Genomic DNA, 25,314 nt, shown 5'->3' on the forward strand with positions numbered 1-25,314 from the left:
AATCACCCTTACTCTGCTACACTGCATTGAAGTAAGGGTGATTTGAAAGTATCGAGGCTTTTCAAACAGCCTTTTCTTTATCATTCATTCCGGTATTGTGTCCGGGAAGGTATCAATATCTTTCTTTTACATTTTCAGTGGTCCCGTCATCATAAGTCCTCACTACGATATAGATGTTGCCACGTTCCGGCTGTTCTTTTATCAATTTGATTCCCGATACGGTGTAATATTCCTTTTTGATAACGACTTTCCCGTCGGCAGTAGTTTCAATGCCGGTAGGCGTATTCAGCTTGAGATTGATATCTTTATAGAGATCACCGATGGTTGCCGTCAGGATGATCTCTTCGAGCTTGCCGGGTTTTACGCTGATTTTATTTCCATCTATCGTGATTGCTTCGGAACTACTGTTCCAAACTATGCCCTCGGGAGTTCCGACAAAGAAATCTTGTGTCACATTGGACGGAGTATCTTCATCGGTAAGAACGACAACCGCTGCGGATATCTTTGCGAAATCATTGACGCTGCCTTCAAGCATCGGATAGGTGTAATCGTCTCCGTTCAGCCAACCTGTTCCCAGATCCAGTTTCCCCATTTCGGCATTGCTTATCAGAGTGCCGATAGAATCGATTGCCATGGATTGTTCGTTCAGGGCATACACTTCTTCGGCAAGATTGTATTGCCACGTCTTTCCATTCACGTCTCCTACAAAATTACCGGATAATGTATCGAGGCGGGTCACTTCACCCGAATTGTAGCAGTGGTCGAAACAAGTACCGTAAGTGATGACTCCGGTCGTTTGGTTAATGCTGCCGTTGAATGCTTGTCCTACTAAACCGCCTATCTGGCTCTTTCCATCTATTCTGCCGCTATTGTAGCAGTTGACGAAGCTTGCTTTCGACATTCCGGCCAATCCTCCTACCTGACAGGACGTTTTCTCATCATCGCCCGTACTGGAGATCGTCCCCATGTTGGAGCAACCGGTGATCGTAGCCGGATAATTACCCGTTCCGAACAGTCCGCCTGCCGCATTTTTCTGGGCAGTTACCGCTCCGGCGTTCCAACTGTTGCTGATAATGCTGTTGGCTCCTCCGAGATTGGATGAGATACCTCCGATATAGGTAGTGCCTTCTACGCTTCCCGTGTTGTAACAATTCTCTATAGTCATAAAGTTGGTCATGTTGCCGCATATGCCTCCTCCATTGTTGGCCAATGCGGAGATTGTGCCTTCGTTATAACACTGCTTTATCTGAATGCGGGTCTCTTCTTTAGCTGCGCCTGCGAATCCGGTGATGCCTCCTACGTTGGCACATTTTTCGGCTGTGATGTTACCGGTATTATAACAATTGCTGATGATGGATGCGGGGGCTACCACTCCGATGATACCGGCCGTACCGGCTGAACTTCCGGTGGCGTTGGTGGTGATATTACCTGCATTATGGCAATTATCGATGGTACATAATGTGCTACTTGAAGCTCCTATGATTCCGGCTGCATTGTTCGTTGCCGATATATCTGCTGTATTGAAACAGCCGGTCAGACGGATATCTTCTTTTCCCGTTGTCGTACCGATGATGCCTCCGGCCGTGGCTTTGCTTGCGGTGATAGTTCCTTTATTATAGCATTCATAACAGGATACGGCATTCGCTTTGGCTACAATTCCGCCCAAAGTAGTTGTTCCTTCGATGTTACCTTCATTTCCACAGGCTTCGAAAGAAACACCGGCTTCGCTTTCAGCGGCTATACCAGCGGCATATCCGGTCTGCGCGTTGATCTCACCATAATTGATACAGCCGGTCAACTTTCCAGATGTTTTTACGATGGCAGCGATTCCGGTAGCATAATTGCTGGTGGTCGATACGTTAGCCCGGTTGACGCAGTTGTTCAGCGTGCCTGCTACTTCACCTGCCAATCCGCCTACATGCGCTTTGGTGGAAGAGATACTACCTTCACCGATGGTTAAGTCTGAAACCATGCCTTTTGCCCCGATACGGCCAAAAACACCGAGATAACCTTGGGTGTCATCTTTGAAGCTGATATTATTCAGCGACTTCTCATTTCCGTCCATGCTACCTTCGAAAGCGGTAATGCCATCCCCTGCCATCGGGGTGAATGCCTTATCTTTGAAGTCGATGTCGTTGGCAAGACGGATATGTTTACCCTCCATGTTTTGATAAGTCACCGGTATATATTCCGCCAGTGCATTCCAGTCCTCGGCACTCTTTATGAGGTAAGGAGCTTCAGCCGTACCCATTCCTTCTAATGGAACAGCCGGAAGTTTGGTCAGGATAATGGCCTTGGTCAAATGGGCTGAAGTGGCGATCAGAGTGTCGTAAGTTACTTTCTCAACCGATTCGGGTACTTTTACCGTCGATCCGTCAAGCGTAAAGGCACTCCCTTGTTTCAATGACCAACTAAAGCCTTCCGGAGCATGTAAAGTGATGTCCGATTGCAGATTGCCTGCATTCTCGCCCGTTGCGATTTGTACGATGATTTGTGAAGCGTCTCGAGCTTTCTCCTCGTTGGCGAATAGTTTCAGTATCGGGTAGCGGTTTTCGTTCATTTCCCAGATTTCAGCCGGGAAGTTGCTAAGTTCGCCTTTTGTCAGGATGGAAGTTGCTACACTGTTGATCCCTTCAAAACGGGTGTTGTTTGAGCCGCCATAGGGGAGCAATTGTCCGTCATAATAATTATTGTCGAGTACGTACTGGCAGGATGCACTGAATTCTCCGCTGAATGCTCCGCGGGAAGCTACGTCCTCCGTAATGATTGTACCGTAATTGATGTTATTGGCTATCGTTACATCTCCGTTCGAACCGGACATGCTGACATAACCGCAGATACCTCCTACACGCTTCTCGGCTTGTATTGTCCCGGTGTTTACGTTATTCTGGAGGGCAATTTTGCCATAAGCATTCATTGTTCCGACAATGCCACCGGCTACGGTACGTGCAGCGGTCGGCATGAAAGCCGATAGTTTTTCTACGATAATGGTTCCGTCATTCTGGCAATTTTCTACAGTTCCGGCATTGGTTCCTATGATACCGGCTGCGCAATTATAACCGGCTCTGATGGTTCCGGCATTATAACAGTTGCGGACGGTTCCTTCACCCAATTGGGAATTTGTGCCGCAAATCGCACCGATAGTTCCGCTATAAGCTGTTATGTCGGCATAGTTCTTACAGTTTTCTATCAATCCTCCGTAGTTTGAACCGACGAAAGCACCTGATAGTGCCCAGTATTCAAATGTGCAATCGCTGGCTATGTTCAGATTGCTGAGTGACCCTCCATTTCCGAGCCGTCCGATAAATCCGAGGAATGGATTACTGTTAGAATTATCCGGTACACCCCAGCCGTCTTCCGAATCTTCCGGAGTTGTTTTCCATATTACCCCTGTTAGTTTCATCCGGTGGAGAGTGAATCCGCCTCCGTCAAAATGCCCGTAGAACTGGTGGTTGGAATCTTTTGGATCGACGTTGATGCCTTTGAATGCTTCATCGTATTCGAGATCGATGTCATTGGTCATCTTGAAATAAGTATCCCGGTAAGCCTGTTTCACTTCCGGGCTGGTGAGTTCGGACAGTTTTATCAGGTCGGCTTTGGTTTTGATGAGGAATGGGTTTGCTTTGGTTCCTTCTCCTTCAAAATCGCTAGTAGAAGTAATGGTAAGGATATACGATCTTGTATATTTGCCATTGGCTATAAATAAGGTGTCTTTTCCGTTTCCGGTGAGGTGGACGGTTGTTGCGTCTTGTAAGGATGCAGCATGCCCTTTGCTGTACAACTGGCCCTGTCCGTTTCCAGCGTCCAGATAGAATCCAGCGGTGCTTTCACCACCTAATTTCAAGGTGAAGTCTTTGGTCACTTTATATACATTGTCAGGAGTGGTTTCATCCAATAAGATGGCCGATACGCTCAAGTCTGCAATGGCACCTGTTTCCAGGCCTTTCAAACGTGGGTAGAAGCCTTCGGCAAATATCCATGCACTTTCAGGGAATCCTTCGGGACCTGAGGCGGAAGTTAGTTGCCGGGTGAGCATACCATATTTCTGGGAACCGAAATCGATCATTTGTTTGTCATAATATACATTCTCGATCACGGGTGCTGCCGTTTGCTGTATAGCTCCGATCGTTTCACGTGTCTCTGTTTCGGGTTTGTATCCGGCGGTTTCTGCTACTACCGTGCCAACTGTATAGCAATTGCGGATGGTGGAGTGCGCTACGAGTTCCCCGGTCATGATGTTTCGGTTGTCATTGATGCCTCCGGTGATACCACCTACCGCTTTGCCAGCTGGTTGGCTGACATATCCGCTGTTGTAACAATTGGTTATGTTTCCGATCAGATAACCGGTAATACCTCCCGTGGAACCTTGCAACCCGATACCTGCTACTGTGCCTACATTATAACATTGACTGATGTTTCCTTTGTAACAATCGCCCACGATGCCACCTAAGTATAGTGTACCTCCAACGACGGTCGCTGTCCCAGCGAAGTAGCAGTTGGTTACTGAAGCTTGTTCCAGGTACAGGGCGCCAACGAGACCTCCGCAGGATTCGATGCTGGCGGAGTTGGAGGCGGCTATAACTGTGGCATCGGAGAAGGAATTACTGAGTTCACCGTCTATCTGTCCGGCGATTCCTCCTACACAACCTTCCAAACCGATAACCGTTCCTGAGAAGTTACAATTACTTATATTAGTGGCTCTGCCGGCAATACCTCCTGTTACCGACTGGGCTTGATTCTGTACGGTACCCGATACCTGACAGTTTTGGATACTGCCCAGACACCAGCCGGCAATGCTCCCCGTCCATTTAACATAGGATTTGATATCGGCTTTTTCTAATCTGAGATTCTTGATGATACCTGCTGTATCTACACGACCGAACAGGCCGGCTATGCCGCTGTTAATCGACTGATTCAATCCGGTGATCGTCTTTCCGTCTCCGTCAAAGGTTCCGGCAAAGCATTGCGACCAAGCATTTCCGATAGGGTCGAGTCTGAAATCCTCCAAATCGATGTCGTTGGCCAGTTTGAAATATTTACCCAGATAAGATTTAGTGTGTTTATTAGCACTGCCATAAATCAGTTCTTTATCATTATTTACTCTGTAGGCAAGCAATACGAGTTCATCTTTACCTTTGATCAAATAAGGGTTACTTTCGGTACCTTCCCCTTCGAATGTGTCGACCGGCAATTTGGGATATTTGATGGTGATGTCGGTGGTAATTTTACCATTGATGTGATTGCCGATGTAATATTTCTCTGATTGGATCGTCCAGGGACCCCAGTTTAAGGTGTGATCGTCTCCATTTCCGTAGATGAAGACACCGGTGGTTCCGGCATTCCAATCAACGGCATAGGTATAATAATCTTCGTTGGAATTGTTTCTGAAAGCCAGTTGTGAAGCTATTGAGAAGGACTGGTCTTCATTAAGTATGACTTCGATAGACTTACCGTGGTCGGCAAAATTTAGTACAGACAGCAAGTTGTCTGATTTCTGTGTCAGCAATACCGGGTATTCAATGTGGCTGTTGTCACGTTCATCGCAGCTCATGGTGGCATTCCCTCTGATCAAGGTGCAATCGTGGTATACACCGAAAATTCCGTTTGCATTTTCTCCTGCGGTCACAAATATTCCCCAAGAGTCTGTAAATTCGATTCCGTCTTTTGAGATTGTTCCCATGATGTCTTTCGTTTTACTTCCCTGAATCTGCTTTTCGACAACGGTAACCCAGCGGATGTCACAATCGCCATAAGTCTTATGGGTAAATGCTTTCTGGTAAGGGATAGCTATCGTATTTTGCGAGAAGTCGACTTTGGCCTTCAAATCGACACCTGTGTCCCAGAAGTTCTTGAGCAGGATGGTGTTGTCATCAACTTTAGTTATGGTGACTGAGTTGCCTGCATCGGGTAGTTGGTTGGGCACTAAGGAAGGATATTGCGCAATCCAAGCTCCTAACAGGTCGTTCATTGTTAATGTTCCCTGTTCGATGGTTTTGGCAGAGTGCCTGTCAGCTTTTTCTATTTGAGAGGTAGGTCTCAAGTCGTTCGTTCTGATAGGCACCAACCTTTTTATAGAAGGCAGTTCAGGAGTTGCGATACTCTTTGCCACCGTTTGACTTTGGGCTGCCACATAAGTTGGAAACAGCATGCATACCCATAAAAGTAGTTTCCACATAGTAGTACTTTGTTTCATATAACGATTGGTGAGGTCAGATTGGTCAATACCCAGTAAGATTCCCAATGAACGGCAGCAGACCTCTTTATCTGTCGTATTGAAAATCTTTCAATATTAATTAGTTCTTTATATGTCCGCAAAGCTATTTAATAGATAACTTTCCGACTTATTTTGCCTTGTTGCAGGATATAAAGTCCCTTTTGTGGAAGATCGAATTCTGATAGTCCGTTTATGGGCTTCCGGCTGTCGATCAATGTTCCGTTACTTGTAAAGAGCTTCACGATGGGTTCGTTGCTATTTGTATTGATGCGGCTTATGACGGTAAGATGTCTTCCGTTCAAGGTGACTTGTAGTCTCTCCTCTGTATTATCTTCAGTATAGATGATCGATTGAGGTGGATTATCACTTTTGTATTTTAAAGTAAAGTCGTCTATGTAATTCATATCATCCACGGAAGAACTTCCGGCTGTCATATTTATCTTGTAGACCGTAGGTTGTCCGCTTTGGATATTGAAAAGTACATTTTGGCTCTCCCCCGAGGCTATATTCATTAATACTGAGCCCGATGAGCTTGTTGCCGGGACCCATGACACACCGTTGTTTGTGGAGTAATAAAGTCTCAGGGTAGTGGTCACGTTTGTCGGATTCCATACTTGGAAGGATACGGAATGAATGTTGTTTTCTGCGGGAGTGGTAGTTTTGATTTCTCCTCCTTTATATATGCCGATTGATTTTGTTCCGTTAGCTTTATCTGTTCCGGGAGCTTGTACCAATGCTTTCGAGAAATCCCATTTACTGAATTTACCTTGTATATTTCGGGCATTTCCGCTTGTAACATCCATCTCTTCAAAGTCTTCGGTCAAGGTTTGGAGCATGTCTGTTTGCGTCTTGAACTGTATAACTCCTTCGCTTGATTCGCTGATATCCGTAAGGATGACTTCTGTTTGTAGCCCGCTCCAGGACGAAATGGAAGGTGAACTTTGGTTTGTCAGTGAAGTAACATTCCCGGTTCCCGGGAAAGGGTCTCCTCCTGTATTGATGACATAATTTCCTTGGACGGCTTTCTGTGCCCTCAACATTTCATAATACATATGTTTAGGGTCGATATTGATTTTGTTCGATGTCCAAGCATCTATATTGGTGGAATCTACCCGGAATACTAACATCCCATGCCCTGGTAGATACTCGTCCCATCTGCTTTGTTGCCGGTTTTCCAAAAGGAAGAACTCTTCCTTGATGGGCGTATTAATGCGAAATCCTTCATTCGAACTATTCAAGGCGGTCAATGTATACGTACCTTTTTCGTTTATAATACGGGGAGTTGCCCATCCCAGTGCATACCGTTCATACAGTGAATAGCCACAGGGAGTTTTGCTTTTATTGAAATAGCTGCCCGATGCCATGACCGACCAGGTATTGGGGTGTTCGCTTTCACCTCCCGAACTGCTATAGTCGGTATCGTAATAGTCTTTTAATCCCAACACATGGCTGAACTCGTGGACTATTGTACCTATTCCGTCTTGCACATGCGACCCTTCAAGGCCGTTTAGTTCGACCGAACAGGCATATCTGCCGAAAGTGACGTTATCTAATGTGAAGTTGGATGGCAGTGATGAGGCATGAGGCCATAAATAATTCGTATTGTTTCCTGCGAAGTTCGAGCCTGCTCCGGCAAAAATGAAGTAGATCATATCAACCTGATTGTCCCCGTTTAAGTCGTAGTCTTTATAATTCACCAATTCATCGGCTGCTATGCAGGCTGCTTGAGCAAGTTGATGGGCATTTTCCGTTTGCCGGGCATCCGTCTGTCTATAGTTGATGCCTACCGGACCTACTACATTGAAAGTGGGGCTGAACTTTCCCATGGAGTTATCGTAGAAGTAATCGTTGACACTACCGGTGCTTCCGTTGTCAGTGTAGTTTCTTTGATTCACCATAGCCGTAAATCTGTCTTTTGCATCTTCATGCTCAAACTTTCTGTCCGAGAATTCGACTAATATGATTAGCCCTTTGAATTTGCTGTAATCGAAGTCGACATCTTTTTGTAACAGCCCGTTCCGTGTATAGGCCTTATTCGCTGCTTCTTTTGAAATATGGGTGAAAGGTGGATGTATGTATTTACTTATCCCATTCAGGAAGCTCTTTTCCGTTGGCGAACGTTGAAGTTCGTCTCTGGCTGTGTAGTTTGAAGGTATCAGAGATCCGTTCCCTTCTTGTGCATATACATAAAAGCCCTTCTTGTTTTTTATGACTGTATATCCGTCTTCCGTTGTGACGTAGTTCATAAATTCATCTCCATGCTGACGTAAAGTGATGCTACTTCCATCCGGTTGTGTGATGGTGACGGGATACGGATAAGCTGGTATTGCCCCTATTGATTGGTGGCTGCTTAAAAAGACAACTGATAGAATAAAGATCTTGAGATAGCTTTTCATTGTGGAACTGATTAGTTGTTAATCCGAAAGCAAATGTAGCGGATACCTGCAATATTTGAAAATGGAAAATCAACCGATTCTTGAATAAGGTGTTGTTTTTGAAAGTAAAATGCTGTTTTATATCCTGAATTAATGGTTATATTTGCAGAAAACAGATTAAAAAGATGTCAGTGAAACTATTTCTTATACTTTTAGCTCTTTCATTGAATGTACAAATTTGGGGAATGGGAGTCGATGCAGATATAAGTCCCGCCCAAGTATGGTTCCAAAAAGGAGAAGCCTGTTACCGTGATAGTAACTGGATTGAGGCATTGGATAATTATAGTAAGCTGGTTCCTATTTATAAAAAAGAGCCTTTAAACGATCCGAATCTTTTTGCCCGAGGATTCAGTTCGGCAGGGAATATTTGCCAGATTGAAGAGCAGTATATTCAGGCGCTTGATTATTATATACTCGGCTTGGAGGCTTCCGAAAGGGCGAAGAATGAAGCTTTGTATGACCGTTGCTTGGGAAATATTGGCAATATTTACATGCTCTTCAAAGATTATGAGACAGCATTGCTCTATTACGACAAAGGATATAATCGTTGTGTGGCTAACAATGATTTTGATATGCAAGTGAAATTTCTCACCAATATGATCAGTACCTATTGTTATATGTTACAGCCGGACAAGGCGAAAGAGTGTCATCAGAAGCTTATCAAACTCCCTGTTAAGGATATAGAGATGCATACATTTTATAATTTGATCAATCAAGCACTTATTGCACAGACAGAGGAAAACTATTCCGGAGCGATTTATTTTCATAAGCAAGCCTTGGAGTATGCCTGTCAGCGAGTCTTGGATGAGCGTTTCGTGGCTGCCGAATATAGGGAACTGAGTAATGTATATAGGGAAAAGGGGGAAATCATGCTGGCAATAGAGTGTCTGAGGAAAAGCGAGGAGATTGCCGCACGAAAAGGATATACCATGCAAATGGCGGAATGTTATAAATTGTTGTCCCAATTATATGGGTTAAATTCGGATAGTGTTTTGGCGAACCATTATCAGGCTTTATATATTTCTTTTTCTGATTCCATCAATCAAAGGGAGTATAATAAGGTAAAGAACAAATTGGTGCGATATGAAGAACAACAAAATAATACATATATCGGTAAGTTGAGCGATCGGATAAATCTTCAGCGTTGGATTATTATTGTCGTATCTGTCTGCTTTTGTATTGTTTTGGTATTGATCTTCTTCATTGTTCGGCAGAATAAAATGCTGCAACGTGCATATCATACTCTCTTTAACCGGAATAGTGAATTGATCGACTCGGATGAGAAGTACAAGCAGATGCAAAAGAAATATCTGTCGGTAGTGGAACTGCTGAAAAAGTGCCGGCAAGTGGAAGAAGCGAGAGAAAGTAAGGAGGTACACGCGATGGATACCAAAGAGATGGAGAACATGGGTGATAAGAAATTGTCTCCTGCATTGAGTACTGAACATACTGAAAAGTTATTAGAAGATATTCTTAAGGTGATGGAGGATGGTACCTATGTATTCAATCCGGATTTTAGCTTGAATCAGTTGGCAAAACTTGTTAATTCAAATACGAAGTATGTTTCATGGGTAATTAATGATACGTACAATAAGAATTTCAGAACTTTTATAAATGAATACCGCATTCGTGAAGCTAGTAAGAGACTTCTGAATACGGAAAAATATGGAAGCCTTACTATTCAAGCTATTGCCGAGGATGTTGGCTTCAAGTCTGTAACCAATTTTGTGGTATCCTTTAAAAGGAATGTTGGGATCACTCCGTCTCTTTATCAGAAAATGGCTCGTAAGGAAGTAATTATTGAAGAAGAGGAGGAAGGATGATTGGCTTTGTTTTTATATTTGGGAGATAATATCGTTTGGGTGTGTAAAGTAAACTGGGGCATGTTCTGTTTTTCAGACTCATCGGTCGGGGAACGTCTAGCTTCAAGGGGTGTAGCACTCTCGACGAGCGTAAAGTTACAACAAATTAAATCTATTTTCAAACTTTATCGCCAGTTGTTGCGCAATAGATCCCCAATTGGCTAATGGCATGGTTCATTTCTTTCGTCGGTTGTGATAAGCTAGGTAAACAAGCTTTTCAAGTGTGGTGTCGTTAGGGAATACCCCTTGTTTTGGTTACTTTCCGTATTTGGCAGTGATAATCTTCAACCGTATTTATGGTATAAATCATGCGGTGTATATCCGGTGTAAGCTGGAAATATTTAGTAAACCTCTCCTAGTTATCTTGTCATGATTTGATAACGATTGGGCATTTTTCGCCTCATTTCTCATCCGGATTAAGCCGTTCTGTTTTTGCTGCATCCTTATTGCCAGCCTCATAGCCCCGTTTCAATTCTTTGAGAAACTCCTTCTGGTGTTTACTGCCAACGTATTTGATTGAGTGGTGTATCTGATGGGCTATGCAAAGATGTACTATGGTATCAGGGATACGCTTTGAATGGCATCAGGGAAGCCTTTTAAACTATTATCGACATAAGCAATAAAGGTATCTTGAACACTAGGCCCTGTAGGTCTGTAAGTACGTTTAACCAAAAGTTTGTGTCTTTCCCCTGTTTTTTTATGTTCTTGTGCCTTTCCCCCTTCTTTCTTCCTTTCCCTTCCTTTTTTTCTCGGTCCTCCTCCGTCGCGGTTCCCGCGCGTCCTCTTGCCCCCCCCCTTATGATATAATCCCCCCTTGTAATATAATAATGTGTCCCCCTTTCCTTTCGCTTTCTTCCCCCTTCCTTTCATCGCCCTGTTTCCCAGCCCCTTGCGAAAAAGTTTTTCATTTTGTGTAAAAAAGTTCCCTTTATGTTTTGGAGTTGTCCTCCCTTTCCCTATCTTTGCACCCGCTTTCGAGAGGTAAAGCGTTCGTTTCTTGACATCCTTGCAGTGGGCGGCCCCCGGTTTTTTCCTTCTTTCTTTTTCCTCCCTTTCGCAGAGAGAGGCGGTTGGGGAAGGGGAAAGCAAAAAAACCTTAAAGGATTTGGTGGTTTCGAACAAAACCCCTACCTTTGCATCCGCTTTCTGAAACGAGGCCTCCGGGCCGTCAGGAGACAGTTAGTTCTTTGAAATATTGATAAACAATACAAGTAGTACATCCCGGCCCCCGCCCTTTTGGGCGGTGGGCCGGGTCCAAGATAAAGAACCGTCATTTCCGGCCCGGGCCGTTTTTTTTCGGCCCGGTTCCGGTGGTTTTCTTGATAAATCGCGGCATCCATGACAGAGCAAGAACGGCCCGGGGCTTATGCCCCGGGTCTCGACAATACTTTTACAATGAAGAGTTTGATCCTGGCTCAGGATGAACGCTAGCTACAGGCTTAACACATGCAAGTCGAGGGGCAGCATTTCCCAGCAATGGGAAGATGGCGACCGGCGCACGGGTGAGTAACACGTATCCAACCTGCCGGCGGCCCGGGGATAGCCTTTCGAAAGAAAGATTAATACCCGATGGCGCCCGGGGGCCGCATGGCCCCCGGGCTAAAGAATTTCGGCCGCCGATGGGGATGCGTTCCATTAGGTTGTTGGCGGGGTCACGGCCCACCAAGCCTTCGATGGATAGGGGTTCTGAGAGGAAGGTCCCCCACATTGGAACTGAGACACGGTCCAAACTCCTACGGGAGGCAGCAGTGAGGAATATTGGTCAATGGGCGGGAGCCTGAACCAGCCAAGTAGCGTGGAGGACGAAGGCTCTATGGGTCGTAAACTCCTTTTTTGCGGGAATAAAGTTCGCCACGTGTGGCGTTTTGCATGTACCGCACGAATAAGGATCGGCTAACTCCGTGCCAGCAGCCGCGGTAATACGGAGGATCCGAGCGTTATCCGGATTTATTGGGTTTAAAGGGAGCGTAGGTGGGCTCGTAAGTCAGTTGTGAAAGTTCGCGGCTCAACCGCGGAATTGCAGTTGATACTGCGGGCCTTGAGTGCAGCAGAGGTGGGCGGAATTCGTGGTGTAGCGGTGAAATGCTTAGATATCACGAGGAACTCCGATTGCGAAGGCAGCTCGCTGGACTGTTACTGACACTGATGCTCGAAAGTGTGGGTATCAAACAGGATTAGATACCCTGGTAGTCCACACAGTAAACGATGAATACTCGCTGTTTGCGATACACTGCAAGCGGCCAAGCGAAAGCGTTAAGTATTCCACCTGGGGAGTACGCCGGCAACGGTGAAACTCAAAGGAATTGACGGGGGCCCGCACAAGCGGAGGAACATGTGGTTTAATTCGATGATACGCGAGGAACCTTACCCGGGCTTGAATTGCAGACGAGCGTCCCGGAAACGGGACGGCCGCAAGGCGTCTGCGAAGGTGCTGCATGGTTGTCGTCAGCTCGTGCCGTGAGGTGTCGGCTTAAGTGCCATAACGAGCGCAACCCTCATCCCCAGTTACTAACGGGTCACGCCGAGGACTCTGGGGGGACTGCCGTCGTAAGATGCGAGGAAGGTGGGGATGACGTCAAATCAGCACGGCCCTTACGTCCGGGGCCACACACGTGTTACAATGGGGGGTACAGCAGGTCGCTACCCGGTGACGGGATGCCAATCTCCAAAGCCCCTCTCAGTTCGGATCGAAGTCTGCAACCCGACTTCGTGAAGCTGGATTCGCTAGTAATCGCGCATCAGCCACGGCGCGGTGAATACGTTCCCGGGCCTTGTACACACCGCCCGTCAAGCCATGGGAGCCGGGGGTACCTGAAGTGCGTAACCGCGAGGAGCGCCCTAGGGTAAAACTGGTGACTGGGGCTAAGTCGTAACAAGGTAGCCGTACCGGAAGGTGCGGCTGGAACACCTCCTTTCTGGAGCGGTGCCGCGTTTTATCTCTTTCCGGTTCTTTACCTGTCCTGCTTGTACTTGTTTATTTATAGATATGATCGACCGCCCGTGTTCTTTGCGGGCATAGATGAACAAGAGAAAACAGAAGCCGGGTCTACGCAGACCGGGTTGAACTAGTCCTATAGCTCAGTTGGTTAGAGCGCTACACTGATAATGTAGAGGTCGGCAGTTCAACTCTGCCTGGGACTACTTCCAGAAGGCCGACGCCCTTCCCCTCGGGTCCTCTCCGGCCCCGTCCGGAACCCCGCCCGGCCGTCTTCTGAGAAGGGGGATTAGCTCAGCTGGCTAGAGCATCTGCCTTGCACGCAGAGGGTCAACGGTTCGAATCCGTTATTCTCCACATTCCCTGAGGGGACACGATCTTTGACATGATGTACAAAAGTAAACGAAAAGCGAAAAGCTGAAAGTATTAGCCGTCCGGGGTGGCGCTGACGTGTGCGAACGCGTCCTCGCTCCCGCGGCGGCGGACAGAAGTAATAAAGGGCGCATGGCGGATGCCTTGGCTCTCGGAGGCGACGAAGGACGTGATAAGCTGCGATAAGCCGCGGGTAGGTGCAAATGACCCCTGATCCGCGGATTTCCGAATGGGACAACCCAGTATCCTGAAGGGATACTATCCATCCTGCGATGGAGGCTAACGCGGGGAACTGAAACATCTTAGTACCCGCAGGAAAAGAAAATAAACAATGATTCCCCTAGTAGTGGCGAGCGAACGGGGAAGAGCCCAAACCATGCATGTCACGGCATGCATGGGGTTGTAGGACCACGTTGTGGGACGAAAGTTGGCGAGTGGAACTCTCTGGAAAGTGAGATCATAGACGGTGATAATCCGGTACACGACCCCAACTGAACCCTAGTGGCATCCTGAGTAGCGCGGGACACGAGGAATCCTGCGTGAATCTGCCGGGACCATCCGGCAAGGCTAAATACTCCCGAGAGACCGATAGCGAACCAGTACTGTGAAGGAAAGGTGAAAAGCACTTCGAACAGAAGAGTGAAATAGTCCCTGAAACCATGCGCCTACAAGCGGTCGGAGCGGCCTTTGGCCGTGACGGCGTGCCTTTTGCATAATGAACCTACGAGTTACTTTTTCCGGCAAGGTTAAGCGTCTCGAGACGCGCAGCCGAAGCGAAAGCGAGTCTGAACAGGGCGTCAAGTCGGAAGGAGTAGACGCGAAACCAAGTGATCTACCCTTGGCCAGGTTGAAGGTTAGGTAACACTAACTGGAGGACCGAACCGATAAGCGTTGAAAAGCTTCCGGATGAGCTGAGGGTGGGGGTGAAAGGCTAATCAAACTTGGAGATAGCTCGTACTCCCCGAAATGCATTTAGGTGCAGCCTCGGGGGTTACTAATGTGAGGTAGAGCGACTGATAAGATGCGAGGGCTTCACCGCCTATCAAGTCTTGATAAACTCCGAATGCGCATTAGTTTTACCCCGGGAGTGAGGGCATGGGTGCTAAGGTCCGTGTCCTAAAGGAGAAGAATCCAGACCACCGGCTAAGGTCCCCAAATAAACGCTAAGTTGAACTAACGAAGTCAGATTGCTAAGACAGCTAGGATGTTGGCTTGGAAGCAGCCATTCATTTAAAGAGTGCGTAACAGCTCACTAGTCGAGGAGTTTGGCGTGGATAATAATCGGGCATCAAGCGTTTTACCGAAGCCGTGGGATACGCAAGTATCGGTAGGGGAGCATTCCACTCGGCGTCGAAGGCTTGGCGCGAGCCATGCTGGAGCGTGTGGAAAAGCAAATGTAGGTATAAGTAACGATAAAGGGGGTGGGAAACCCCCTCGCCGAAAGACTAAGGTTTCCTGATCAACGCTAATCGGATCAGGGTCAGTCGGGTCCTAAGGCTCAGCCGAAGGGTGAGGCCGATGGCAGAACAGGTTAATATTCCTGTACTACCTTGAAGAGTGACGTGGAGACGGAGGAGTGACAGCGCCGCCAGCTGACGGAATAGCTGGTTGAAGGGTGTAGATGCCGATGATCCCAGGCAAATCCGGGGTCTGAGTCGAACCTGATAGTATGGAGCGTCCTTACGGACAATCCAATAGTGCGCGTAAGCATACTCCCAAGAAAATCCGCTAAACTTAATCTTCGAGGTACCCGTACCGCAAACGGACACACGTAGTCGGGTTGAATATACTGAGGCGCTTGAGTGAATCACGGTTAAGGAACTAGGCAAATTGACCCTGTAACTTCGGGATAAAGGGTCCCCGCCGTCGAGGCGGGGCGCAGAGAATAGGTCCAGGCAACTGTTTAACAAAAACACAGGGCTGTGCAAAATCGAAAGATCACGTATACAGCCTGACACCTGCCCGGTGCTGGAAGGTTAAGAGGAGATGTCACCGCAAGGGAAGCATTGAATTGAAGCCCCAGTAAACGGCGGCCGTAACTATAACGGTCCTAAGGTAGCGAAATTCCTTGTCGGGTAAGTTCCGACCTGCACGAATGGTGTAATGATCTGGACGCTGTCTCAACCGTGAGCTCAGTGAAATTGTAGTATCGGTGAAGATGCCGATTACCCGCGATGGGACGAAAAGACCCCGTGAACCTTTACTATAGCTTAACATTGAATTTGGGTAATTGATGTGTAGGATAGGCCGGAGACATTGAAGCGGGTACGCCAGTATCCGCGGAGTCGCTGTTGAAATACGGCCCTTCGGTTATTTGAGTTCTAACTCGCGCTGCGAGGACACTGTTTGGCGGGTAGTTTGACTGGGGTGGTCGCCTCCAAAAGTGTAACGGAGGCTTCTAAAGGTGCCCTCAGGACGATTGGTAACCGTCCGCAGAGTGTAATGGCATAAGGGCGCTCGACTGGGAGACTCACAAGTCGATCAGGTAGGAAACTAGAGCATAGTGATCCGGTGTTTCCGCATGGAAGGGACATCGCTCAAAGGATAAAAGGTACTCCGGGGATAACAGGCTGATCCCTCCCAAGAGCTCATATCGACGGAGGGGTTTGGCACCTCGATGTCGGCTCGTCACATCCTGGGGCTGGAGAAGGTCCCAAGGGTTGGGCTGTTCGCCCATTAAAGTGGCACGCGAGCTGGGTTCAGAACGTCGTGAGACAGTTCGGTCTCTATCTATCGTGGGCGCATGAAATTTGCGTGGCTCTGACACTAGTACGAGAGGACCGTGTTGGACCGACCTCTGGTCTGCCAGTTGTGCCGCCAGGTGCATCGCTGGGTATCTAAGTCGGGACTGGATAAGTGCTGAAAGCATCTAAGTACGAAGCCAGCCACAAGATTAGATTTCTTAGGGTCGTCATAGACGATGACGTCGATAGGGGGCAGGTGTACAGGTAGCAATACCACAGCCGAGCCCTACTAATTGCCCGTCCACTTCCGTCCGCCCGGCGCTTTCCGCCCCGCCCTGCGGGTTCGCCCTTCGTTTGCTTTTCCGTCATGTCCGCCTCATTCAGGTGGCTACAGCGCCGGGGTTCCACCTCTTCCCATCCCGAACAGAGAAGTTAAGCCCGGCCACGCCGATGGTACTGCGTAACAGTGGGAGAGTAGGTAGCCGCCGTCTTGCCGCCCCCCCCCGCCCCTGAAGGGACGCGGGGGGGCTTTTCTTTTTGCCGCGGGCCGCCGTCGCCCCCCCCCCCGCGGGAGGCCGGAGACGCCCGGAAGGCGCGACGGAATGAACTGCTCGTTCACACTGGTGGCAGGGAAGTAATGGCGGACTATCTGTTAAATAATGGGAACTATATCCAAGGTAATCTTACGCAGCTAATAACGGTGGTGGTGTGAGAGCTTGAGCAGGACAAAACTCACTGTATGATTTATAATAGTGATAATACTGCCTCTACCACCACAGCCTACCTGATTAGTGAATATGGTATAAAGTTCACCACAGGAGAGGTAGGCCAGACGTAATCACTGATATTTTTCTCAAATGACCGCCAGTCTTGTGCGTGAACCAGTTACTTCCAACAAAGATAACCGCTTAGACGATTACGGTGATGATGTCCCAGCAGCTCTCCGTCAACCCCATACAGAATACCTAACAGGTTACAACTAATCGGATAATGATCAATATATTAGTATGGCTCTTTTAAAGAAAGCAAGATTCTGTGCCATCCGAGTACCTTCAGCGGGCATACGCCAGTTGTAGTTGAGATACTTATTACTCTTTTTCGATATCCAGCGGGGGCGATGGATGTTAAGGAAAAGCTTCATGTTGTGAAGAAGAAAGTCTTGAACAACGACAGGATCATAAAAGTCTTTGCTTTCGATATTCTAACCAGAATACTGTTCGGGAACCACATGCTTTTCTTCAAGATAAATAATAACTTCATCAGTGTGTTCCTGCACGTTTACAAGATCAAAGTAATCTAAATTACCTTAAGTAAAGAAAGAGGCGGCAACCATTTGTTTCCATGACATAAAACATTGATAAAAAAGCAAACTTAATAGTTTTCTGATATAACCCTTCAGGGTTTTACGTTGGTTCCATATATTATTATGCCTTAACATACACGTGGCGATTTGTAAATTCTTCAAATTTCCTTTTGGGATATGTCAACTAATAGCATATGTTTCCATCAAATAATTTCATTATCCATATTGATACTTAAATGTATTGATGAAATTTAAAAGAAACAATCTTTTAGTTAAAACAAAAATACCTTGAATTATGTTACATATATAAAGTCGGGAATTACATGATTAAAAGATGTAAAAAAAACTACATCATATTCTTTTAGTCATTATATTTATGCCCGATTTCGTAAGAAGTCTAATTAATACATTTAAAACGATGAAAACTTCTGTAAAGTTCATATTATTTTTTGTTCTGCTGATGCTGTCATTTAGCATTAAAGGCAACGCATTGAATAGCGCAGAAGCTTCGTCTTCTAATTGTGTTTGTGAAATATCCTCTTTTTCATCCTCTAATGGAGTTACTACTACCTTTGACGGAGATATTTCATACAATGATAAAATTCAGGCACTCTCATGTTCTGATGTTGAATTGGGAGTGAAACCTGTATCTGAAACCTTTTCTTCCTTTCAGCGTCTGCGCCGCTCTATTGAGGTCTCTGACTTCTTAAAAGATGTCTTGCAGAAACTTTGTTTAAGAGAGAATTTGTTAGTTCTGGACAAAAGTAAATCCCATCCTTCTGATAAGGATTCTTATTACGCTCTATTAGGTTGCGAATACTATATTTTCGCATTGAGACGTATTATTATTTAATTCCACATTTTGATTGTAACGTACATTTGCTGTACAGTTTCACATTCTTAGATGAGACTGTAGAGCCTAGAGTGCGCTATGTCTTTTCGTAGTTGAATTTTTTTATTTCAATCAAATAACAAATTCTTTAAAAACAAAAAACTGATTATGGAAACTACTCAAAAAAAGAATGCCTCTTTTAAAGGTATTAAATCTGCGGGACTGGTTATTATATGTTGCTTTATAATAGCCGTTTGTATCTATCATTTCTTGTTAGGGAATCCGTCCAATTTTATGAACAACGATCCTAATAATCATCCGTTGCCTGGTAATTTTCTAGGAACCATCTATAAAGGTGGTGTAATTGTGCCGGTTATTCAGACATTGTTGCTAACCGTGCTTGCACTGAGTATCGAACGGTATTTTGCTCTCCGTTCTGCATTTGGTAAAGGTTCATTGGTGAAGTTTGTGGCTAACATTAAGAATGCATTAGCTACCGGAAGCCTTCAGAAAGCGCAGGAAATCTGTGATAACCAAAGAGGTTCGGTTGCTAATGTAGTAACTGCGACACTAAGAAAGTATGACGAAATGGATAAAGATTCTTCTTTGTCCAAAGATCAGAAATTGGTTGCTATTCAGAAAGAACTTGAGGAAGCTACAGCTCTCGAACTTCCAATGATGGAACAGAACCTACCTATCATCGGTACGATTACAACTCTGGGAACGTTGATGGGATTGCTTGGTACGGTAATTGGTATGATCCGTTCATTTGCAGCTTTGGCTGCCGGTGGCTCTGCCGATTCTATGGCACTTTCACAAGGTATTTCTGAAGCTTTGATCAATACAGCTTTTGGTATTCTTACTGGTGCTTTGGCTGTAATTTCTTACAATTATTTCACGAATAAGATTGATAAGTTGACTTATAGCCTTGATGAAGTTGGCTTCTCTATTGTGCAGACATTTGCTGCAACTCATAAATAAATGTGCTAACCCTTAAAAATTAAGATCATGGGTAGAGCAAAAATTAAAAAGAAAAGTACGTTCATCGATATGACGGCGATGAGTGACGTTACGGTATTGCTGTTGACTTTTTTTATGCTGACTTCTACGTTCGTAAAAAAGGAACCGGTACAGGTGACTACTCCGTCTTCTGTTTCTGACATTAAGATTCCTGAAAAGAATATTCTTTCTATCTTGGTTGATCCTAAAGGAAAGATTTTTATGAGTATGGATAAACAATCGGATATGAAGGAGGTACTGGAAAATATGGCTAAGGAATACGGAATAACTTTCACTCCCGAACAAGAGAAGAAATTTGCACTTTCGCCTACTTTTGGGGTACCGATGAAGAGTATGAAAACTTTTCTCGATTTGCCGTCCGATAAGCAAGATGCTATATTGAAGAATGAAGGGATTCCTTGTGATAGTCTTGACAATCAATTTAAGGCATGGGTGCGCAATGCACGTGCTGTAAATTCTGATTTGCGTATTGCAATTAAGGCTGACCAGGATACTCCGTATGCTGTGATTAAAAAAGTAATGAACTCGCTTCAGGACCTCAGAGAAAATAGATACAATCTTATCACTTCTCTGAAAACTACTTCTGAAAACTAAAAATGAAAAACTATGAGTGCTGAAGTACAAGAAAGCGGTAAAAAGAAGAAGGGCAGCAAACAGAAAAAGATGGCTGTAAGAGTAGACTTTACTCCGATGGTCGATATGAACATGTTGCTGATTACATTCTTTATGCTTTGTACCTCTCTGAGTAAACCTCAGACGATGGAAATAAGTATGCCGAGTAACGACAAAAATATCACTGAAGAACAGCAAAGTAAAGTGAAAGCTTCACAAGCTATTACGCTGTTACTAGGTAGTGATGACAAACTTTATTATTATGAAGGTGAACCTAACTATAAGGATTATAGCTCGTTGAAAGAGACGACATATAAACCTGATGGTTTGCGGGCTGTTCTATTAAAGAAAAATGCTGCGGCTGTTCGCGAAGTGAACGATCTGAAACAACAAAAATTGGAACTTAAAATATCAGATGAAGATTTTAAAAAGCGGCTTTCCGAGATAAAAAGTGGAAAGAATACGCCTACGGTCATTATTAAGGCTACGGATGAAGCTTCTTATAAGAATCTGATTGATGCTCTCGATGAAATGCAGATATGTAATATTGGTAAGTATGTGATTACAGATATCGCCGAAGCCGACCAATTTCTGATGAAGAATTATGAGTCGAAAGGTGAATTGTCACAGAATATTGCCGAATGATAAGTTTAACACCTAAAAAGAATATATATAATGGCAAAAATAGATTTGACCTCTCCTGAATGGTGTGAGCTGATATTCAAAGGCAAGAATAAGGCGTATGGTGCTTTCAAGATGCGCGAGGATTCACCTAAACGCCATAATTTGGCGATGTTAATCGTTTTGATTATTGCGTTGGTTGGTTTCAGTATCCCGACGCTTGTGAAGATTGCTACTCCTAAGCAAAAAGAGGTAATGACCGAAGTTACCACGCTTTCGCAATTGGAAGAACCGGAAGTGAAACAGGAGGAAATGAAGCGGGTAGAACCGGTTGCTCCTCCTCCACCGGCATTGAAAAGTTCCATCAAGTTTACGGCACCTGTCATCAAAAAGGACGAAGAAGTGCATGAAGATGATGAAATTAAAAGCCAGAATGAACTGACGGAAACCAAAGTTGCAATCTCCATTGCTGATGTCAAAGGTAATGATGAAGCAAACGGTAAAGATATCGCTGATCTCAAGCAGGTAGTGACTCAGGCGGAACCTGAACCGGAGAAAGTATTCGATATGGTTGAGCAGATGCCAACATTCCCCGGTGGAAATACCGAATTGATGAAATACCTTTCTGAGCATATTAAGTATCCGGTTATGGCACAGGAGAATGGAACGGAAGGACGAGTTATTGTTCAGTTCGTGGTTGAAAAAGATGGTACAATAGCTGAAGCCCACGTAGCCCGTGGAGTCGATCCTTATTTGGACAAGGAAGCTCTTCGTGTTGTCCAGAGCATGCCTCGCTGGATACCAGGCAAGCAGAATGGTAAGGCTGTGAGAGTGAAATATACGGTACCGGTAATGTTTAAGTTGCAGTAAAATGATGAAGAAACAGTTTTGGCTAATTGGTATTTGTGTTTTGGGTATGTTGGCTGCTTGCAATCGCAAACCCAAAGACGGATTGACGGATACATATACGTCTGGGGTAATAGAAATAGCTGCGGACGAAAGCTTCCAACCGATTGTACAAGAAGAGATCGATGTATTTGAAGGAACATTTCCTTTAGCTGGAATTGTACCTCTTTATACCACGGAAGTGGATGCTGTTAATTTACTTTTGAAAGATAGCGTGCGTTTAGCCATTACTACTCGCACATTGACAGCAGAAGAGATGAACTCTTTCCACAGTCGTAAATTCTACCCGCGGGAAATAAAGTTGGCCACTGATGGGTTGGCTTTGATTGTGAACCGTCAAAATCCTGATTCATTAATTAGCGTAAACGATATCCGTAGAATACTGACCGGAGAAGTTAAAAACTGGAAGGAAATCTACCCGAAATCTCCGTTAAAGGAGATTCGGGTAGTTTTCGACAATCGGAATTCAAGTACCGTGCGATTTGCTACAGATTCTATCTGTGGTGGTAAATCTCTTTCAACCACGGAGGTGAAAGCATTGCGGACGAACCAGCAAGTGATCGATTATGTAGCTCAAACTCCCGATGCAATTGGGGTAATTGGGGTCAACTGGTTGGGTAATCGAAGTGATACAACGAATTTTTCTTTTCGTGATGAAATCAGGATAATGTTTGTCAGTGCTGAGCAGAAGGCTACTCTTGAGAACAGCTATCGACCTTATCAAGCTTATTTGTATTATGGAAATTATCCTTTGGCACGGCCTATTTATATTTTATTGAACGATCCTCGTAACTCATTGCCTTGGGGATTTGCTTCTTTTTTAACTTCCGACAGAGGGCAGCGGATTATATTGAAATCCGGACTTGTTCCGGCCACTCAACCTGTAAGGATAGTGGATGTAAAAGACGAATAATGACTAAAATTCAATTACAATGAAACGAATTCAAATCTTTTTAGCAGGGGCATTTATAGCAACCGGTTCGCTTTTTGCGCAATCGAGTGATGCCGAATGGCAAGCGGGACTTGCCAGAATGAAGAGTCTGGTTCAAACCGATCCGGGGCAGGCGTCGGACGAAGCAGAACAATTATTGAAAGGAAAGAATAAGAAAAACCCTGAATTGGTGATAGCAGTTGCACGTGTCTTTTTGGATGCGGGGAACTTGGCGGAGTCAGAAGAATATCTGGCGCTTGCTAAGAAGGCGGACAATAAGTCTGCAGCTGTTTCGCTGTTGGAAGGGGACATCGCTTTGGCGAAAAAAGAGACTGGTGTGGCTTGTCAGATGTATGAGCAAGCTATTTACTTTAATCCTAAGAATGAGCAGGCTTATCTTAAGCTGGCAGATATTTATAAAGGTGCCAATCCACAGCAAGCGATAGAAAAATTGGAACAATTGAAGTCGGTTGATCCTTCTAACATACTTGCCGATAAGAAACTCGCAGAAGTGTATTATATGAATAATGATTTCGACAAGGCTACTGATGCCTATGCACGTTTCATCGATACACCGGAAGCAACGGAGGATGATATGGTCAGATATGCTTTTGCCCTTTTCCTGAATCATAAGTTTGAAAGATCTCTTGAAATAGTTAATATGGGATTGAAGCGAAATGCTCATCATGCCGCTTTCAACCGTTTGGCAATGTATAATTATACAGATCTGAAACGTTTCGATGAAGCAGAAAAGGCAGCGGATGTGTTTTTTACTGAAGCTGATAAGGTGGATTACTCTTATTTAGATTATATGTATTATGGACATCTACTTAGTGCGCTGAAGAAATATGATGAAGCAGTTGTTCAATATCAGAAGGCGATTGAGTTGGATAATACTAAGACAGAATTATGGCGTGAAATATCCGATGCCTATGAGCAAAAGAATGATTATACGAATGCTATTCTGGCCTATCAAAAATACTATCAATCTCTACCTGCCAATGAGCAGACACCCGATTTACAGTTTCAGGTAGGTAAACTTTATTACGGAAAGGGTACACAAAGTGATACGCTTACCGTAAGTTTTGATGAGAGAAAAGCTGCTCTTGCAGCAGCCGATTCTGTATTTACTATAATTGCGGCAGCTGCACCGGATAGTTATTTGGGAAATTTCTGGCGCGCACGTACTAATTCGGCACTTGATCCGGAAACGACGCAAGGTCTTGCAAAACCTTATTATGAAGAGGTGGTCACATTTTTGACCGACAAGAACGACCCGCGTTACAATTCCGCACTGATTGAATGTTACAGTTATCTTGGATATTATTATCTGGTAGCAAACAAACTGCCCGAATCCAAAGAGTACTGGAATAAAATCCTGGCTATAGACCCCGCTAATGCTACCGCAAAAAGGGCATTGGATGGCATCAAATAGTAATAATTTTAGTTGTTTGTCGTGTTGGGAGGAGTGGAGAGTGATCTTAGCTCCTCTCTTTTTATTATTGCTAAATTGAAGGGAGTGGTTGATTTGTATATAATTGCAAAATACCTCAGTCTTTTTATGTCAATTCCAGAAATCCTTCAGGATTTCACGTTAGTCCTTGAGTTTCGCATTGATCCGAGATTTATTTGGTAGAAATAAAAAAGAGAAGCAAAAGCTTCTCTTTCTGTGTGTTGCGGAGATCCGACTCGAACGAATGACCTTTGGGTTATGAGCCCAACGAGCTACCAACTGCTCCACTCCGCGATGTTTAACGGGTGCAAAGGTACGGCTTTTCTGGAATAAAACAAATTATTCTCTAAGTTTTTTTCTAAAAAGATATTAATAATAGATTATTCAGCTGATTACTAATAGAGTATGGATATCCCCTTCAGCTTTTTTGTATTTTAATATACAATTGTTAATAATCTTGTCTTTTTCTTGTTTGGTCGAAAGAAAAGAGTTACTTTTGCTCAAATTATTCAGCAATGTGCAATTTATAACCTATGACCGTATCAAAAACAAAAGCCAGATTAGTAGATGTCGCCCGTCAATTATTTGCCAAGATGGGGGTTGAGAATACCACGATGAATGATATCGCGCTTGCATCTAAGAAAGGTAGAAGAACACTTTATACTTATTTTAAAAGTAAAGACGAGATTTATCTGGCAGTTGTGGAATCTGAGTTGGACATATTGTCGGATATGATGAAACGGGTGGCTGATAAGGATATTTCTCCGGACAAGAAGATTATTGAGATGATCTACACGCGGTTGGATGCGGTGAAAGAGGTGGTATACAGGAATGGTACATTGCGTGCGTACTTCTTCCGTGATATATGGAGAGTGGAGAAGGTTCGTAAGAAGTTTGATACCAAAGAAGTATTGCTTTTCAAAGGCGTTTTGCAAGAAGGCAACGACAAAGGCGTTTTTCATATTGATGACATCGATATGACGGCTAATTTGGTGCATTATTGTGTGAAAGGTATTGAGGTTCCTTATATCCGGGGCCAGATAGGAGCTGATTTGGATATGGAAACCCGTAAGAAATATGTGGCCAACATAGTGTTTGGTGCATTACATAGAACAGAAATTTAATTAAATCAAT

The 25,314-nt window shown here is 44.8% G+C and carries 12 protein-coding genes, 3 tRNA genes, 3 rRNA genes and 2 pseudogenes; 15 read left to right on the forward strand and 5 right to left on the reverse strand.

Going from position 1 to position 25,314, the window contains the following annotated elements; all coding sequences use genetic code 11:
• Positions 1-112: 112 nt before the first annotated feature.
• Together H8744_RS08345 and H8744_RS08350 are read right to left on the reverse strand one after the other, a co-directional pair.
• Complete coding sequence (locus H8744_RS08345) at positions 113-6,175, reverse strand: autotransporter outer membrane beta-barrel domain-containing protein (protein ID WP_262434399.1); 6,063 nt, start codon at positions 6,173-6,175, stop codon at positions 113-115.
• 146 nt (positions 6,176-6,321) lie between these two features.
• Positions 6,322-8,610, reverse strand: coding sequence for a M6 family metalloprotease domain-containing protein (locus H8744_RS08350; RefSeq protein WP_262434400.1), 2,289 nt, complete (start codon positions 8,608-8,610; stop codon positions 6,322-6,324).
• A 170-nt stretch (positions 8,611-8,780) separates the two neighbouring features.
• Between H8744_RS08350 and H8744_RS19030 the strand changes: the two genes are divergently transcribed.
• The gene (locus tag H8744_RS19030) at positions 8,781-10,472 is read left to right on the forward strand and encodes a helix-turn-helix domain-containing protein (RefSeq protein WP_262434401.1); all 1,692 of its coding nucleotides are present in this window, start codon (positions 8,781-8,783) and stop codon (positions 10,470-10,472) included.
• A 135-nt stretch (positions 10,473-10,607) separates the two neighbouring features.
• On the opposite strand, the pseudogene H8744_RS18865 reads toward H8744_RS19030, so the two are convergent.
• A pseudogene (locus H8744_RS18865) lies at positions 10,608-11,203 on the reverse strand (transposase); the annotation flags it as partial.
• A 700-nt stretch (positions 11,204-11,903) separates the two neighbouring features.
• Between H8744_RS18865 and H8744_RS08365 the strand changes: the two are divergent.
• From H8744_RS08365 to H8744_RS08390, 6 genes are all read left to right on the forward strand, one after another.
• A 16S ribosomal RNA gene (locus tag H8744_RS08365) occupies positions 11,904-13,426 on the forward strand.
• Positions 13,427-13,578: 152 nt separating this feature from the next.
• Positions 13,579-13,652, forward strand: a tRNA-Ile gene (locus tag H8744_RS08370).
• Positions 13,653-13,729: 77 nt separating this feature from the next.
• Positions 13,730-13,803 (forward strand) — tRNA-Ala (locus H8744_RS08375).
• A gap of 127 nt (positions 13,804-13,930) precedes the next feature.
• Positions 13,931-16,815 (forward strand): 23S ribosomal RNA (locus tag H8744_RS08380).
• 67 nt (positions 16,816-16,882) lie between these two features.
• A 5S ribosomal RNA gene (gene rrf / locus H8744_RS08385) occupies positions 16,883-16,993 on the forward strand.
• The 16S, 23S and 5S rRNA genes sit together here with 2 tRNA genes alongside, the layout of an rRNA operon.
• A 366-nt stretch (positions 16,994-17,359) precedes the next feature.
• On the forward strand, positions 17,360-17,485 hold the full coding sequence (locus H8744_RS08390) for a hypothetical protein (RefSeq protein WP_262434403.1): 126 nt from the start codon (positions 17,360-17,362) through the stop codon (positions 17,483-17,485).
• An 11-nt stretch (positions 17,486-17,496) separates the two neighbouring features.
• On the opposite strand, the pseudogene H8744_RS18870 reads toward H8744_RS08390, so the two are convergent.
• A pseudogene (locus tag H8744_RS18870) lies at positions 17,497-17,845 on the reverse strand (ISAon1 family transposase N-terminal region protein).
• A gap of 378 nt (positions 17,846-18,223) precedes the next feature.
• On the opposite strand from H8744_RS18870, the gene H8744_RS08395 reads away from it, so the two are divergent.
• The 7 genes from H8744_RS08395 (at position 18,224) to H8744_RS08425 (ending at position 24,162) form a co-directional block, all read left to right on the forward strand.
• Positions 18,224-18,658: a DUF8440 family protein gene (locus tag H8744_RS08395; protein WP_262434404.1), complete on the forward strand. Its 435-nt coding sequence runs from the start codon at positions 18,224-18,226 to the stop codon at positions 18,656-18,658.
• A 147-nt stretch (positions 18,659-18,805) separates the two neighbouring features.
• On the forward strand, positions 18,806-19,618 hold the full coding sequence (locus tag H8744_RS08400; protein ID WP_262434405.1) for a MotA/TolQ/ExbB proton channel family protein: 813 nt from the start codon (positions 18,806-18,808) through the stop codon (positions 19,616-19,618).
• A gap of 27 nt (positions 19,619-19,645) precedes the next feature.
• Positions 19,646-20,251, forward strand: a complete 606-nt coding sequence (locus tag H8744_RS08405; protein WP_262434406.1) for an ExbD/TolR family protein — start codon at positions 19,646-19,648, stop codon at positions 20,249-20,251.
• Positions 20,252-20,263: 12 nt separating this feature from the next.
• Positions 20,264-20,914 (forward strand): ExbD/TolR family protein, encoded by a 651-nt coding sequence (locus H8744_RS08410; RefSeq protein WP_262434407.1) that lies wholly within the window; start codon positions 20,264-20,266, stop codon positions 20,912-20,914.
• A gap of 30 nt (positions 20,915-20,944) precedes the next feature.
• Positions 20,945-21,760: an energy transducer TonB gene (locus H8744_RS08415; protein WP_262434408.1), complete on the forward strand. Its 816-nt coding sequence runs from the start codon at positions 20,945-20,947 to the stop codon at positions 21,758-21,760.
• A 1-nt stretch (position 21,761) separates the two neighbouring features.
• Positions 21,762-22,709, forward strand: a complete 948-nt coding sequence (locus H8744_RS08420; protein WP_262434409.1) for a PstS family phosphate ABC transporter substrate-binding protein — start codon at positions 21,762-21,764, stop codon at positions 22,707-22,709.
• A gap of 19 nt (positions 22,710-22,728) precedes the next feature.
• A complete protein-coding gene (locus tag H8744_RS08425; protein WP_262434410.1) occupies positions 22,729-24,162 on the forward strand; it encodes a tetratricopeptide repeat protein in 1,434 nt (477 codons plus the stop codon).
• A 239-nt stretch (positions 24,163-24,401) separates the two neighbouring features.
• Here H8744_RS08425 and H8744_RS08430 read toward each other — a convergent pair.
• Positions 24,402-24,474 (reverse strand) — tRNA-Met (locus H8744_RS08430).
• A 239-nt stretch (positions 24,475-24,713) separates the two neighbouring features.
• Between H8744_RS08430 and H8744_RS08435 the strand changes: the two genes are divergently transcribed.
• Positions 24,714-25,304 (forward strand): TetR/AcrR family transcriptional regulator, encoded by a 591-nt coding sequence (locus tag H8744_RS08435; protein WP_262434411.1) that lies wholly within the window; start codon positions 24,714-24,716, stop codon positions 25,302-25,304.
• The last annotated feature ends 10 nt before the right edge of the window (positions 25,305-25,314 follow it).

Source organism: Jilunia laotingensis, assembly GCF_014385165.1.
Taxonomy (GTDB): domain Bacteria; phylum Bacteroidota; class Bacteroidia; order Bacteroidales; family Bacteroidaceae; genus Bacteroides; species Bacteroides laotingensis.